The 14,802-nt window shown below is 69.9% G+C and carries 10 protein-coding genes, 1 tRNA gene and 1 other RNA gene; 3 read left to right on the top strand and 9 right to left on the bottom strand.

Annotation, left to right across the window (positions count from 1 at the left end; all coding sequences use genetic code 11):
• Positions 1-1,903 (bottom strand): DNA polymerase III subunit gamma and tau (locus E3T48_RS00530; RefSeq protein WP_134521940.1); only part of this gene is annotated, 1,903 nt, incomplete at its 3' end.
• A gap of 330 nt (positions 1,904-2,233) precedes the next feature.
• Here E3T48_RS00530 and E3T48_RS00525 point away from each other — a divergent pair.
• On the top strand, positions 2,234-3,136 hold the full coding sequence (locus E3T48_RS00525) for a hypothetical protein (RefSeq protein WP_134521939.1): 903 nt from the start codon (positions 2,234-2,236) through the stop codon (positions 3,134-3,136).
• Between the two features lie 220 nt (positions 3,137-3,356).
• On the opposite strand, the gene E3T48_RS00520 is transcribed toward E3T48_RS00525, so the two are convergent.
• The 4 genes from E3T48_RS00520 to ffs all read right to left on the bottom strand — a co-directional run bounded on the left by E3T48_RS00520 (position 3,357) and on the right by ffs (position 9,481).
• Positions 3,357-4,565 (bottom strand): acetate/propionate family kinase, encoded by a 1,209-nt coding sequence (locus E3T48_RS00520; protein ID WP_134521938.1) that lies wholly within the window; start codon positions 4,563-4,565, stop codon positions 3,357-3,359.
• Positions 4,562-6,772 (bottom strand): phosphate acetyltransferase, encoded by a 2,211-nt coding sequence (gene pta, locus E3T48_RS00515; protein WP_134521937.1) that lies wholly within the window; start codon positions 6,770-6,772, stop codon positions 4,562-4,564. The genes E3T48_RS00520 and pta overlap by 4 nt, the downstream gene beginning before the upstream one ends.
• On the bottom strand, positions 6,772-9,237 hold the full coding sequence (locus E3T48_RS00510) for a phosphoketolase family protein (protein ID WP_134521936.1): 2,466 nt from the start codon (positions 9,235-9,237) through the stop codon (positions 6,772-6,774). Before E3T48_RS00510 ends, pta begins: the two co-directional genes overlap by 1 nt.
• A gap of 147 nt (positions 9,238-9,384) precedes the next feature.
• Positions 9,385-9,481: signal recognition particle sRNA small type (ffs, locus tag E3T48_RS00505), an RNA gene on the bottom strand.
• Positions 9,482-9,624: 143 nt separating this feature from the next.
• Here ffs and E3T48_RS00500 point away from each other — a divergent pair.
• Positions 9,625-9,712: transfer RNA gene (locus tag E3T48_RS00500), tRNA-Ser, on the top strand.
• Between the two features lie 301 nt (positions 9,713-10,013).
• Here E3T48_RS00500 and E3T48_RS00495 read toward each other — a convergent pair.
• The 3 genes from E3T48_RS00495 to E3T48_RS00485 are packed head-to-tail and all read right to left on the bottom strand — an operon-like array spanning position 10,014 to position 12,340.
• On the bottom strand, positions 10,014-10,244 hold the full coding sequence (locus E3T48_RS00495) for a putative acetyltransferase (protein WP_174844112.1): 231 nt from the start codon (positions 10,242-10,244) through the stop codon (positions 10,014-10,016).
• A 40-nt stretch (positions 10,245-10,284) separates the two neighbouring features.
• The gene (locus E3T48_RS00490) at positions 10,285-10,980 is read right to left on the bottom strand and encodes a potassium channel family protein (protein ID WP_198417594.1); all 696 of its coding nucleotides are present in this window, start codon (positions 10,978-10,980) and stop codon (positions 10,285-10,287) included.
• A complete protein-coding gene (locus E3T48_RS00485; RefSeq protein ID WP_241986476.1) occupies positions 10,973-12,340 on the bottom strand; it encodes a TrkH family potassium uptake protein in 1,368 nt (455 codons plus the stop codon). The genes E3T48_RS00490 and E3T48_RS00485 overlap by 8 nt, the downstream gene beginning before the upstream one ends.
• Positions 12,341-12,531: 191 nt before the next feature.
• On the opposite strand from E3T48_RS00485, the gene E3T48_RS00480 reads away from it, so the two are divergent.
• Entirely contained in the window at positions 12,532-13,089 is a 558-nt protein-coding gene (locus E3T48_RS00480; RefSeq protein WP_134521935.1) for a hypothetical protein, read from the top strand.
• 15 nt (positions 13,090-13,104) lie between these two features.
• On the opposite strand, the gene E3T48_RS00475 is transcribed toward E3T48_RS00480, so the two are convergent.
• Positions 13,105-14,802: helicase HerA-like domain-containing protein (locus tag E3T48_RS00475; RefSeq protein WP_134521934.1), on the bottom strand; the 1,698-nt coding region annotated here is incomplete at its 5' end.

Below are 14,802 nucleotides of genomic sequence, written 5' to 3'. Positions count from 1 at the left end.
CGGTGCGGGCGGACTCCGACGGGCCAGCGGGGGGCCACGGGGCCGACGGGGCGCCGCCGCCGCCGTGTCCGTCGGGGCCGCCCGGGCGGTCGACCCGCGCGGTGAGGCGGGGCGTGAAGCCGAGCACGTCATTGATCGCGCGCTTGAGGAAGTCGCCGACACCCTGGCCCGGCGCGGCCTGCTGTTTGAGCCCTTCGACGTCTTTCTGGCTCGGGAACGACAACACGAGCAGGTCGCCGTCGCGCAGTTCGAGGGCCCTGGCCGTGTAGAGCACCAGCCAGGCGCTGGTCTTCGCGGCCTGAACGGCCTCGAGCACCTCGGGCCAGGCATCCTTCACCTGCTGGAAGGTGACCGGTCCGACCGGGCGCACGGTGACGGATGCCGCCACCTGGGCCGCCGGGACGGCACCCTGCGCCGGCGTAGTCGCGGGCGCACCCGAGGCACTCGCGGCGCTTGAGCCCGACGTGGTACTCGAGGCCGACGTGGTGCCCGAGCCCGACGTGGTGCCCGAGCCCGACGTGGTGCCGACCGGGGTCGCGGCGGGACCCGAGGAAGCGCGAGCCGCCGACGGAGACGCCGCCGGGGTTGCCGAAGCCGCCGGTGTCGTCGGGGCGGGCGCTGCTGCCGCGGCGGGCGCGGCATCCGTCGCCCGGCCGGCCGAGCGCGCCGAGCCGACACCGGAACCGACTCCGGAACCGACACCGACACCGACACCGGAACCGACCCCGGCGCCCCCGTCGACGCCGATCCGGCGTTCGAGCCGTTCGACCCGGGCGAGCGCGCCGCGGGTGGAGTCGTCGCTCGCGGGGATGAGCACCCGGGCGATCATCAGTTCGAGGTGCAGGCGCGGCGAGGTGGCGCCGGTCATCTCGGTCAGGGCTGCGTTGAGGATGTCGGCGGTGCGGGACAGCTCCGCCGGGCCGAACTTCGCGGCCTGCGCGGCCATCCGGTCGAGCTCGTCCTGCGGTACGCCGCGGAGCACGGCAGCCGCGCCCGCGGCGGAGGTCGCGGCGACGATGATCAGGTCGCGCATGCGTTCGAGCAGGTCTTCGACGAAACGCCGCGGGTCCTGCCCGGTCTGGATGACCCGGTCGACCGCGTCGAACGCGGCGGACGGGTCGCGCGCGGCGATCGCGTCGATGGACTCATCGAGCAGGGAGGCGTTGGTGTAGCCGAGCAGCGCGACCGCGCGCTCGTATTCCACGGAGTGCCCGTCGGAGCCGGCCATCAGCTGGTCGAGCAGGGACAGGGTGTCGCGGGGCGAACCGCCGCCGGCGCGGACGACGAGCGGCAGCACCCCCGGCGCGACCGTCATGGTCTCGCTCTCACAGAGGGCCTGCACGTATTCGAGCATCGGCCCGGGCGGCACCAGCCGGAACGGGTAGTGGTGCGTGCGCGAACGGATGGTGCCGATCACCTTTTCGGGCTCGGTCGTCGCGAAGATGAACTTGACGTGTTCCGGCGGTTCTTCGACGATCTTGAGCAGGGCGTTGAAGCCCTGCGGCGTGACCATGTGCGCCTCGTCGAGGATGAAGATCTTGTAGCGGTCGCGGGCCGGCGCGAAGATGGCGCGCTCACGGATGTCCCTGGCGTCGTCGACGCCGTTGTGGCTGGCCGCGTCGATCTCGACCACGTCGAGCGAGCCGCCGCCGTCGCGGGACAGCTCGACGCAACTCGGGCAGACGCCGCACGGGGTGTCGGTCGGGCCCTCGGCGCAGTTCAGGCAGCGGGCGAGGATGCGGGCGGACGTCGTCTTGCCGCAGCCCCGGGGCCCGCTGAACAGGTAGGCGTGATTCACCCGATTCGTGCGCAGCGCAGTCATCAAGGGTTCGGTCACCTGGGACTGGCCGATCATCTCGGCAAAGGTCTCTGGCCGGTAGCGGCGATACAGGGCGGTAACCACGGGTCAATCGTAGTCGGCGCCACTGACACTCCGCCCCGGGCTGTGGACGGCGCGGGCGCGGCATCCGTCGCCACCGGCTGCCGCCCGGCGGCTCTGCCGGGCCGGACGGCGCGGCCGCGCGCACCGTGTTCTCCGCGCGGGATGGAGATTCTCGCGACACGCCGCTTCCGCGGGCGACGGATGCCGCGTGTCGCCAAAAACTCCATCCCCGCCATTCCGCCACTCCGGATGCCCCACTCGCCATCCCCCCACAGCGCGCTCGGGACGCGAGCGCGCCCCGCTTCGCTCACCGCGGGCCCAGGGCGGCGGCGTCCGGGGGACCATGGGCGGATGCGTAGCGCGGCATCCGTCATCTGTTCGCTCGGCCACGTCGCCACGACGGCCGAGCTCCGGCTCCACGGCGTCTCCCCCGGCGCCGTTCGCGGCGCTCTCGCCGACGGGGCTGTGACCCGCGCGATGCGCGGCGTCTACGTCTGCGCGCACGCCGACCCTGACCAGCGAACCGCGACTGCGGCCCGTTGCCGGATCACCTGCCTCAGCGCCCTCCGCCGGGCCGGGGTCTGGGCCGGACTCGACCGCTCGCTCCACCTTCAGCTTCCGCCGCACGCCCACGGCGATCGGCCGTCCTCCGACCGGAACGGACGCCCGATCCACTATCACTGGGCGCTCCCCCGGTTCCCCGATCCGCGGGAGCGGTCCTGGCTGGTTTCCCCGATGGAGGCCGTGTACCAGGCCATTCGTTGCCTCGACGAGGAGAACGCGATCGCCTGCCTCGAGTCCGCGGTGCACGAGCGACTGCTCACGGTCGACGAGGTGCGGCGGGTCTGCGCGCGGGCGCCCGCGCGGCTCGAGCGGGGCATCCGTGAGCTGGAATTCACGGCCGGGTCCGGCATGGAGACGATCGTGCGGCGACGGCTCCGGCACGCCGGTTACACCGTGGTCGCCCAGGTGCAGGTCGCGGGCGTCGGCGACGAGGATCTCCTCGTCGAGGACTGCGTCGCCCTGGAGACCGACGGCGAGAAGTGGCACGGACCCGACCGGTTCCACGCCGACCGCGACCGCGACCTCAAGACGGAGGGTCTGGGCCGCCGGGCGCTCCGGCTCACCCACGACCAGGTCATGTACGACTGGGAGACGACGTTCCTCAGCATCAAACGCGTCGTCGACGACGCCAAACGGGAGCAGGCGCGCCGCTTCGGCCGGGTCATTCTGCGCGCCGACGACCCGCTCTGACCTGCCCGACCGGGCGCGGCCCGCCGTTCGGGATGGAGATTCTTGCGACACGCCGATCACCCGGGCAACGGATGCCGCGTGTCGCGAAAAACTCCACCCCGGCGCGTCTCCGCGGCACCCCGGCGCTCCTCCGCGGCTCTCGGCGGGGGCGAGAAGCAGCACCCCGCACACGCGAGCGACCACCCCGGAACCCGGGGACGGCCGCTCGCGTGACGAAGCGCTACGTCGGGGAGACGCTGCCGTTGATCGTCGCGAGGGTCTGGCGGGCGATCTCCAACTCCTCGTTCGTCGGGATCACGACCACGGTGACCTTCGAGGCATCCGTCGAGATCACCCGCGCCTCGCGCGCGAACGGGTCGTTCCGCGCGGGGTCGAGTTCGATGCCGAGGAACTCGAGGCCGGCGAGCGCGCCGGCCCGCACGATGCCGGAGTTCTCGCCGACGCCGGCCGTGAAGACGATCACGTCGAGGCCGCCGAGCTGGGCGATGTAGTTGCCCACGTAGCCGCGGATGCGGTGGTAGTACACGTCGAGGGCGGCCTGGGCGACCTCGTCGCCCGCCACGGCGGCATCCTCCACATCGCGCATGTCGCCGTTGCCGGTCAGTCCGAGCATGCCGCTCTGCTTGTTGAGCAGGGTGTCGAGCTCGTCGATCGACATTCCGGCCTTGCGGTGCAGGTGGAACAGCACCGCCGGGTCGATGTCGCCGGAGCGGGTGCCCATCACGAGCCCCTGCAACGGGGTGAGCCCCATCGAGGTGTCGATCGAGCGGCCGCCGTCGACCGCGCAGACCGACGCCCCGTTTCCGAGGTGCAGCACGATCGTCTTCAGCTCGGCCAGCGGGCGGTCGAGGAATGCCGCGGCCGCCTCGGAGACGAACTTGTGCGAGCTGCCGTGGAACCCGTAGCGACGGATGCTGTGCTCGGCCGCGAGCGCCGTGTTGATGGCGTAGGTGTAGGCGGCCGGCGCCAGGGTCTGGTGGAACGAGGTGTCGAACACGGCCACGTGGGGCACCTCGGGAAAACTCTCCCGCGCCGCGATGATCCCCTGCACGTGCGCCGGGTTGTGCAGCGGCGCGAGGTCGGACAGGTCGCTGATCTGCGCCAGGACCTCGTCGTCGATCACGGTCGGGCCCTGGAAGATGCTGCCGCCCTGCACCACCCGGTGGCCGACGGCCACGAGGTTGGCGTCGGTGAGCCGCGGGCCGTTCACGGCGAACGCGGCGAGCATCACGGCAAAACCGGCGGTGTGGTCCGGGATCGGCAGGGTCTGCTCGACGCGCGCCGAACCGGCGGCGGCGTGCCGGGCGTGCCCGGTCGCCTCGCCGATGCGCTCGACCAGTCCCGTGGCGAGTTCGGTCTCGGTGTCCATGTCGATCAGCTGGTACTTGAACGACGACGAACCGGAGTTGATGACCAGGACGGCGCTCATGCGGACACCGCCGCGGTCTGCGAGGCGGCTGCGGCCACGGCGGACAGGGTCGCCGCCTGGATCGCGGTGATGGCTACGGTGTTGACGATGTCCTGCACAAGTGCTCCTCGGGAAAGATCATTGATGGGTTTGCGAAGGCCCTGCAGGACGGGGCCGATCGCCAGGGCGCCGGCACTGCGCTGCACGGCCTTGTAGGTGTTGTTGCCGGTGTTCAGGTCGGGGAAGATGAACACCGTCGCGCGGCCGGCCACGGCGGAGCCGGGCATCTTCGCGGCGGCGACGTCGGCATCCGCTGCCGCGTCGTACTGGATCGGACCTTCGATGAGCAGGTCGGGGCGGCGTTCGCGCACGAGCGCGGTCGCTGCCCGCACCTTGTCGACATCCTTTCCCTTGCCCGACTCCCCCGTGGAATAGGAGAGCATGGCGATGCGCGGCTCGATGCCGAACTCCACGGCCGTCTCGGAGGCCGAGATCGCGATGTCGGCCAGCTGCTCCGCGGAGGGGTCGGGGTTGACCGCGCAGTCGCCGTAGACGAGCACCTTGTCGGCGAGCGCCATCAGGAACACGCTCGACACGACCGAGGTGTCCGGCCGGGTCTTGATGATCTCGAAGCTCGGCCGGATGGTGTGCGCCGTGGTGTGGGTGGCGCCGGAGACCATTCCGTCGGCGAGGCCGAGCTGCACCATCATCGTGCCGAAGTAGGACACGTCGGTGACGACATCCATCGCCTGGTCGATGGTGACGCCCTTGTGCGCCCTCAGCCTCGCGTATTCCTCCGCAAACCTGGAGCGCAGCACGTCGTCGAACGGGCTGATCACCTGGGCCCGGGAGATGTCGAGGCCCAGGCCGATCGCGCGCGAGCGCACCTCGAACTCCTCGCCCAGGATGACGATCTCGGCCACGTCCCGGGCCAGCAGGGTAGCGGCGGCCCGGAGGATGCGGTCGTCGTCGCCCTCGGGCATGACGATCCTCTTCTGGTCCCGCCTGGCCCGCTCGAGCAGGGCGTACTCGAACATGAGCGGCGTCACCACGTCGGCGCGGCTCACCCGCAGCCGGTCAAGGAGCACGGATGCGTCGATGTTGCCTTCGAAGAGGGCCAGGGCGGTGTCGTGCTTGCGCTGCGAGTCCGCGGCCATCCTGCCCGGAGTGTGCGTGATCCGCAGCGCGGCCTCGTAGGAGCCCAGCTCGGTGCGGATGATCGGCACCGACGGGGCGAGTCCCTCGACGAGACGCTCGATCTCGTCCGGCAGGGCGAACCCGCCCACGAGCACGATGCCCGCGATCGACGGGAAGGTTGCGGAGGAGTTCGCCATCAGCACGGCGAGCAGCACATCCGGCCGGTCGCTCGGAACCACGACGACAGCGCCCTCCAGCAGCCGGGGCAGCACGTTGACCATCGACATGGCCGCGACGACCACGCCGAGGGCCTCGCGCGACAACAGTGCCGGGTCACCCTTGATCAGGGTGCCGCTGGTGGCCTTGAGGATGCTCTTCATGCTCGGGGCCACGATGTACGGGTCTTCCGGCACCGCCCAGACCGGCACGGAGGCCAGCTGGCTGCCCGGGGCGTCGATCACGCCGCGCACCGCGCCTATCAGTTCGCCCAGCCGGTTCGGGTCCGCCCGGTTGACGATCACGCCGAGCAGGGACACGTGTTCGTCGCGCAGCTCCGCGAGGGTGACGTCGGTGAGCTGACGGATGTCTTCCGGCGTGCGTGGGTCGCTCTGGCCGAGCCGGTCGCTCCGGCCGAAGGTCTCGCTCTGGCCGGGACCGACGCGGCCGCCGAGCACCAGCAGCACCGGCACGCCGAGGTTCGCGGCGACGCGGAGGTTGAAGGCGAGCTCGGTGGGGCTGCCGACATCCGTGTAGTCGCTGCCGACCACGACGACCGCGTCGCACTGGGCCTCGACGGCCTTGTAACGCGCCACGATCCGGCCGAGTGCCACCTCCGGGTCCTGGTGCACGTCGTCGTAACTCACGCCGACGCACTCCTCGTAGCTCAGCGGCGTCGTCGTCTTCGCGGACCCGGTCGACAGGTGCGCGAGCAGGAGTTCAAGCACGTAGTCGGGGTGGTGCACCGAGCGGGCGACGGGCCGGAACACGCCGACGCGTTCGACCGAACGGAGCAGCGTGTCGAGCACGCCCAGGGCGATCGTCGACTTGCCGGTGTTTCCCTCGGCCGAGGCGATGTAGATGCTGTCGGCCATTATTCGTTGTCCCCGCCCGTGGCGATCGCATTGGTGACGCCCGCTCCGGCACCCGTCGCGTCCCACACCCAGTCGGTGACCTCGGGGATGTCCTCCCCGTGGTCACGGGTGTAGGCCCGGGCCCGCAGCCGGGCATCCTGCATCTCCTGGCGGAGGAGGCCGGCGCGGGCGCCGAGGCCGGGAACCCGGTCGATGACGTCCATCACCAGGTGGTACCGGTCGAGGTCGTTGAGCATGACCATGTCGAACGGGGTCGTGGTGGTGCCCTCTTCCTTGTACCCGCGGGCGTGCAGGTTGGCGTGGCCGTGACGCTTGTAGGTCAGGCGGTGGATCAGCCACGGGTACCCGTGGTACGCGAACACGATCGGCTTGTCGGCGGTGAAGAACGCGTCGAACTCGGCGTCGCTGAGCCCGTGCGGGTGGTCGGCCTCGGACTGCAGTCGCATCAGATCGACGACGTTGACCACGCGCACCTTGAGCCCCGGCATCGCGTCCCGCAGGATCGCGGCCGCGGCCAGGATCTCCAGGGTCGGCACCTCACCGGCGGCGGCGAGCACGACATCCGGTTCGGTGCCGGCGACCTCGGTGCCGGCCCAGTCGAAGATGCCCAGGCCCCGCTCGCAGTGCGCGACGGCCTGGTCCATGGTCAGCCAGTTCGGCGCGGGCTGCTTGCCGGCGACGACGACGTTCACGTAGTCGACGCTGCGCAGGCAGTGGTCGTAGATGGAGAGCAGCGTGTTGGCGTCGAACGGCAGGTAGACGCGCACGACATCCGCGCTCTTGTTGACGACGTGGTCGATGAAGCCCGGGTCCTGGTGGGAGAAGCCGTTGTGGTCCTGGCGCCAGACGTGCGAGGACAGCAGGTAGTTCAGGCTGGAGATCGAGCGGCGCCACGGGATCTCGCGGGTCACCTTGAGCCACTTGGCGTGCTGGTTGAACATCGAGTCGACGATGTGGATGAACGCCTCGTAGCAGTTGAACAGCCCGTGGCGGCCGGTGAGCAGGTAGCCCTCGAGCCAGCCCTGGCACTGGTGCTCGCTGAGCATCTCCATGATCCGGCCGGCCCGGTCGAGGTTGGTGTCGCCCGGGTGGTACTCGCCGTTCCAGGTCTTCTCCGTGGCCGAGAACACGGCGGGCGCGAGCCGGTTGGATGCCGTTTCGTCCGGCCCGAAGATGCGGAAGTTGTCGGGGTTGTCGCGGATGACGTCGGCCAGCCAGGTGCCGAGCACCTTGGTGGCCTCGTCGGTGGTCGCGCCGGGCGACGGCACGTCGACGGCGTAGTCGCGGAAGTTCGGCAGCCGCAGGTCCTTGCGGAGCAGGCCGCCGTTGGAGACCGGGTTGGCGCTCATCCGCAGGTCGCCGACCGGCGCGAGGGCGGTGATCTTCGCGACCGGGGCGCCGGCCTCGTCGAAGAGTTCCTCCGGCCTGTAGGAGGCGAGCCAGCCGCCCAGCAACTGGGTGTGCTCCAGCGTGTCGCGGGCGTTGCTCAGCGGAACCTGGTGCGAACGCCAGGAGTCGACGACCTGCACGCCGTCGATCGTGGTCGGGCAGGTCCAGCCCTTCGGGGTGCGCAGGATGATCATCGGCCAGCGCGGGCGCTCGGTGTCGCCGGCGAGGGCGCGGGCCTTGATGTCGGCGATCTCGTTGAGCACCTCGTCGAGCGTCTCGGCCATCCGCCGGTGGACCAGGAGGGGGTCTTCCTCGTTGAACCCGCCGGAGACGATGTGGGGATTGTGGCCGTAGCCGCGCATCAGGTCGAGGAGCTCCTCCTCCGGGATGCGGGCGAGCACGGTGGGGTTGGCGATCTTGTAGCCGTTCAAGTGCAGGATCGGCAGCACGACGCCGTCGACGAGCGGGTCGACGAACTTGTTCGAGTGCCAGCTGGTGGCGAGCGGGCCGGTCTCGGCCTCGCCGTCGCCGACGACGGCCGCGACCAGCAGGTCGGGGTTGTCGAAGGCCGCACCGTAGGCGTGGCTGAGCGCGTAGCCGAGCTCGCCGCCCTCGTGGATGGAGCCGGGGGTTTCGGGCGAGGCGTGGCTGGGAATGCCGCCCGGGAAGGAGAACTGGCGGAACAGGGCCTTCACGCCGCGTTCGGACTTCTCGATGCCCGAGTAGATCTCGCTGTAGGTGCCGTCGAGGTAGGCGTTGGCGACCATGCCGGGGCCGCCGTGGCCGGGGCCGGTGACATAGAGGGTGCTGATGGCGCGTTCCTGGATGGCCCGGTTCAGGTGGGCGTAGAGGAAGTTCAGCCCCGGGGTCGTCCCCCAGTGGCCCAGCAGGCGCGGTTTAATGTGGTCACGAGTAAGGGGTTCACGCAATAAGGGGTTGTCCAGCAGGTAAATCTGCCCGACCGACAGGTAATTCGCTGCCCGCCACCAGGCGTCGACGCTGGCGAGGGCGTCTGCGCTCAGCGGTTGCGTCTGGCGATGGGGCCAGAGGAAGGATTTACCGGACGATTCAACCATGGGTGCCTCCAGGCACTGTCGGGGCGTTATCTGCGCTCTCCCATCCTAGGAGAAATTGCGGAATCGTTATCATGGCTAACGGCATGGCTAACGGCATGGCGGTGGCCTCGCCGCGGGAGACCGGGCCCGGCGGCCGGAGGAATGCACAAAGAAGACTCCTCGCGCACCCACCAGAGCCCGGTTACCCTTGCTACGTTTCCGTCCTGGGGGAGTTGGCCGAGATGGCGCCACGCGAGGAGCCGACTGCCAGTTTAGGCGGAAAGACCCGTGCCCCCCAAACCCGTCGGCGAAGAGGCACAATGCGGCCGATCCCGGCCCGGTGTGACAGCGGACGCCGGAAACAGGTAAGATTCTTTCTTGGCCGTTCCTCACGGATACGGCCGGCCAGGAGAATTCGCCTAGTGGCCTATGGCGCACGCTTGGAAAGCGTGTTGGGTGAGAGCCCTCGGGGGTTCGAATCCCCCATTCTCCGCCAATGACAGTCCCTCCCCCGGTGGTCGAGCCCCGTTGGTCGAGCCCCGGTGGTCGAGCGGCACCGGTGGTCGAGCTTGTCGAGACCCCCGCGCCGTGATTTCGACAGGCTCAATCACCGGTGGTCGAGACCCGGTGGTCGAGCAGACCCGGTGGTCGAGCTTGTCGAGACCCCCGCGCCGTGATTTCGACAGGCTCAATCACCGGCGGTCGAGCTTGTCGAGACCCCCGCGCCGTGATTTCGACAGGCTCAATCACCGGGCCGGCTCAATCACCGGGCCGGCTCAATCACCGGGCAAGCTCAATCACCGGCGGCGCGGGCGCGGCGCGGGCGGCGGCGGCACCTCTTTCGCTGCGACGATGTCCGCGAGTGCGATCGCGACGAGCCCGCGTTTGGTCTCGACCACGCACTCGGTCGCATCGCAGGAGCGCAGGTAACCGACGGCATCCGTCACCCCGCCCTCGATGCGCTTGCGCACGACGACCCGGGTTCCCGGCTCGGCGTCCATCACGAACCGGGCTGCTGCTTCACTCATTGGGCCGAGCCTACCCGCAGCACGGGGCGCCGGGCAGAGGTCAGATCAGCCGGCTGAACGCCTCGACCCGTTTGGACTCCCCCGCGATCAGGATGATGTCGGTCGCCGCGATCACGGTCTCCAGGGTCGTGTAGCTCCACACCCCGTCCCGGTTGAACGCGGTGACGGTGACCCCGTGGTTGGACCGGATGCGGGCCTTGCCGAGCGGAACGCCGATGATCTCCCGCGGCGGGGTCGTCTTCACGACGGCGAAGTTCTCGCCGATCTCGATGTAGTCCTGCATCACGCCGCGCACCAGGTGGGCAACCCGCTTGCCCATGTCCTTCTCGGGGTAGATGACGTGGCTGACCCCCAGCTGCTGCAGGATCTCGCCGTGCGGGTCGCTCACGGCCTTCGCCCAGATGTTGGGGATGCCGAGCTTGAGCAGCAGCGACGCGGTGAGGATGTTCGCCTGGATGTCGCCGCCGATCGCGACCACGGCGCTGCTGAACTCGCTCACCGACAGCTGCCGGAGGGTTTCCTCTTTGGTCGAGTCTGCGCGCACGACATGGGTGAGCAGCCCGTTGTGCGCCTGCACGATGTCCTCATCGCCGTCGATGCCGAGCACCTCGGTGCCGCTCTCCATCAGCTCGAGGGCCAGCGCGCTGCCGAAGCGGCCGAGCCCGATCACGACGACGGACTCGGCTTCGGCGATGCGGGCGGGGTCGTGAGACCCGAACAGGTTGAACCTAGCCAATGATCGGCCTCTCTTTCGGTAGCTCGTAGGTGGCGGGGCGTTCGCGGAGGGCGAGCGCCGAGGCGAAGGTGACCGGCCCCAGCCGGCCGATGAACATCAGCAGCATCAGGATGATCTGGCCCGGCACCGGCAGCCCGGCGGTGATGCCCGTGGACAGGCCGACGGTGCCGAAGGCCGAGATCACCTCGAACAGGAGCTTGTCCATGCTGATCTCCGTCATCACCATCAGCGCCGCCGTCGACGCGATGACCACCGCGACGGCGAGCAGCACGATCGTGATCGCCTGACGGTGCACGGCCCGGGAGAGCCGCTTGCCGAACACGTTGACCGCGGTGTCGCCGCGCACCTCGGCGAGGAGGATGAAGAACAGCACGCCGAACGTGGTGATCTTGATACCACCGGCGGTTCCGGCGGGGCCGCCGCCGATCAGCATCAGGATGTCGGTGCCGAGCAGGCTGGCCGAGTCCATCGCTCCGGTGTCGACACTGTTGAAGCCGGCCGTGCGCGCCTGCACGGACTGGAAGAAGCCGACCAGGAGCTTGTCCGGCCAGTCGAGCGGCCCGAGGGTCGCCGGGTTGGACCACTCCACGGCCGTGAGGTACACGGTGCCGCCAACCAGCAGGATCAGGGTGCCGGCCAGCACCAGACGGGTGTTCATGTTCCACAGGCGGGGCGTGCGGACGTGCCGCCGCAGCTGCACGATCACCGGGAAGCCCAGGCCGCCGAGGATCACGGCGGCGGCGATCGGCAGGCAGATGAACGGATCCGTCGCGAAGGAGATGAGGTTGTCGCTGAACAGGGCGAACCCCGCGTTGTTGAACGAGGAGACGGAATGGAAGACCCCGAGCCAGACTGCGCGGCCGAGCGGCTCGCCGTAGCCGAGAAGGAAGCGGAGGCTGAGCAGGAGCGCGACGCACGCCTCGATCACCAGGCTCATCCGCACGACGCCGAGGACGAGTCCCTTGACGTCGTCGAGGCCCACGCTCTTCGCCTCCGCGGCTGCCGTGATCCTGGAACGCAGCGAGAGCTTGCGCATGACCGCGAGCCCGATCACCGACGCGAAGGTCATGATGCCGAGGCCGCCGACCTGGATCAGCAGCAGGATGACGACCTGGCCGAAGGCCGACCACTGGGTGGCGGTGTCGACGACGATCAGCCCGGTCACGCAGACCGCCGAGGTCGCCGTGAACATCGCGTCGAGCACTGACGCCCCGCCCGGGCCGGGGGTGGCGATCGGAAGCATCAGCAGGCCCGTGCCGACCAGGATCGTCGTCGCGAAGGCGGCGGCCACGACCTGGGCCGGATGCGCCCGGAACCGTGGCGTCTGCGCGGCGGGGCGTGGCGTCGTCCGGGAATTCACCTGCTCACTCTACGGTTCCTGGCGCCTGGGCAGGGCACAGAAGAAGAGGCGCGGCTCCAGACGGGGGCCCCGTGCCTCGTTCCTGCACCGGCGGCACAGGCGGATTCCCCACCGAACCCCCCGGAACGGTGGCTGGCACACGACGGTGAATTCCGGGATAATCTGACTACACCGGCAAGGGGGAACCACGGGTGAGTTTAAGCGGAGGGTTGCGCACTCGGGCGCACGCTTTGCGACCCCACGGCCGGCTTCTGTTGCACACCGGCCTCTCCGTCCTCGCCCTGATCGCACCGTTGTCGGCCGTGCTGTTCTGGCTGACCATCCCCACGAATTCGTGGCAGCCGGTGGTCCTGGGCGAACTCGTCGTCCTCGCGCTCTGCCTGGTCGCGGCCATCGCCTTCTACCGCACCGTCATCTGGGTGGACAGGGAAGGCATCTCCGAACGCGGTTTCCTCGGCGGCGTCTCCGATTTCTCCAAGGATGAGATCGGCAGCGTCGTGCTGCTCGACCTGTACCAGAGCGGCGCGCTGGACACGCATCCGCAACTCTTCCTCACCGGAACCGACGGCCGCCTGCTGATCCGGATGCGCGGCCAGTTCTACTCCCGCGGCGCGATGGAGACCGTGGTCGACATGCTCGACGCGCCCGTCGTGCGCGTGCCGGAGCCGATGACCCTGCAGGACCTGAATCGCGTGCGCCCCGAATTGCTCTACTGGTTCGAGCGGCGCATCACCAACCACGCCGGCTGAGGCCGGCGGCCGCGGTCAGCGGCGGCGGCGAGTGCCGAAGATGCCGCTGACGACCCCGGTCAGGATCGACTTGGTGACGGATGACCCGAGCACCTGTTCGAGCACGCTTTTCTGTGGGCGCGAACTCGTGCGGCTGCGGGGCGAACCCTGAGTCTGCTTCATCAGGCGGTCGTACTCGGCCTGCGCCTTCTTCTGCGCCTTCGCCTGCTGCGCGGCGGCGGCATCCTCCTGCTTCTCCTGCTCGGCGGCGGCCTTCGCCTGGTCGAGGGCGGTCTGCTCGGCCAGCACGAGCCGGTTGGCGGCCTCCAGTTTCGTCGCCAGAATCTCGCGCGCCGAGTCGCGGTCGATCGCGGCGCCGTACGTCGCCAGCAGGGGGGACGCGGCGACGGTGGCGTCGATCTGCTCGGGCGGGGTGGGCGACATCGAGCCCTGCGGCGCGCGGAGGCGGGTCCAGGCGACGGGGCTGGGGGCGCCCTTCTCGTTCATCACCGTGACGATGGCCTCGCCGGTGCCGAGACCGGTGAGCACCTCTTCGAGGTCATAACCCGAGTTCGGGTAGGTGGAGACCGTCGCCCGGAGGGCCTTGGCGTCATCCGGGGTGAACGCCCGCAGCTGGTGCTGCACCCGGGAGCCGAGCTGCGCGAGCACGTCGCTCGGCACGTCCTTCGGGGTCTGCGTGACGAAGAAGATGCCGACCCCCTTGGAGCGGATCAGCCGGACGGTCTGGGTGATCGAGGCGAGGAAGTCCTTCGACGCGTCCTTGAACAGGAGGTGCGCCTCGTCGAAGAAGAAGACGAGCTTGGGCTTGTCGAGGTCGCCCACCTCCGGCAGGTCGTTGAACAGGTCGGCCAGCAGCCACATCAGGAAGGTGGAGAACAGGGCCGGCTTGTCGGCGACGCCGGGCACCTCGAGCAGGCTGATCATGCCCCGGCCGTCGGCCGTGGTGCGGAGGAACTCCATGGTGTCGATCTCCGGCTCGCCGAAGAAGACGTCGGCGCCCTGGTCGGCGAAGGTGATCAGTTCGCGCAGGATGACGCCCACGGTGGCCGGGGACAACCCGCCGAGGCCGGTGAGCTCGCCCTTGCCGGCGTCGCTGATCAGGAAGCCGAGCACGGCCCGCAGGTCGGTCAGGTCGAGCAGGGGCAGGCCGGCCTGGTCCGCGTAGTGGAAGACGAGGCCGAGGCTGGACTCCTGGGTGTCGTTCAGGCCGAGCACCTTGCTCAGCAACAGCGGGCCGAAGCCGGCGACCGTGGCGCGCACCGGGATGCCGCGGCCGACCCCTCCGAGCGAGAAGTACTCGGTGGGCGACGCCACGCCGGACCAGTCCTGGCCGATGCCCCTGGTGCGGGACAGCAGTTTCTCGCTCGGGGTGCCTGGGGTGGCGATGCCGGACAGGTCGCCCTTGATATCGGCGGCGAACACGGACACCCCGTGCGCGGAGAGCTGCTCGGCGAGCACCTGCAGGGTCTTCGTCTTGCCCGTGCCGGTGGCGCCGGCCACGAGGCCGTGCCGGTTGGTCATCGCCAGCGGGATGCGCACGGGCACGTCGGGGCGGGCGTCGCCGTTGACCAGGGCCCCCATTTCGAGCGCGGGGCCGGCGAAGGCGTAGCCGGCGCGGATGGTCTCGACCTGCGCGGCGGTGAGCGGGCCGGCGGTCGGCGGTGGTGCGGTGGGAGTTGCGGGCGCCGGTGCTGCCGGCGCCGGTGCTGCGGG

The sequence above is a fragment of the Cryobacterium fucosi genome (assembly GCF_004403515.1).
GTDB lineage: Bacteria > Actinomycetota > Actinomycetes > Actinomycetales > Microbacteriaceae > Cryobacterium > Cryobacterium fucosi.
Note: the sequence above shows the minus strand (reverse complement) of the source record. Positions and strands in the feature narration are given on the sequence as shown.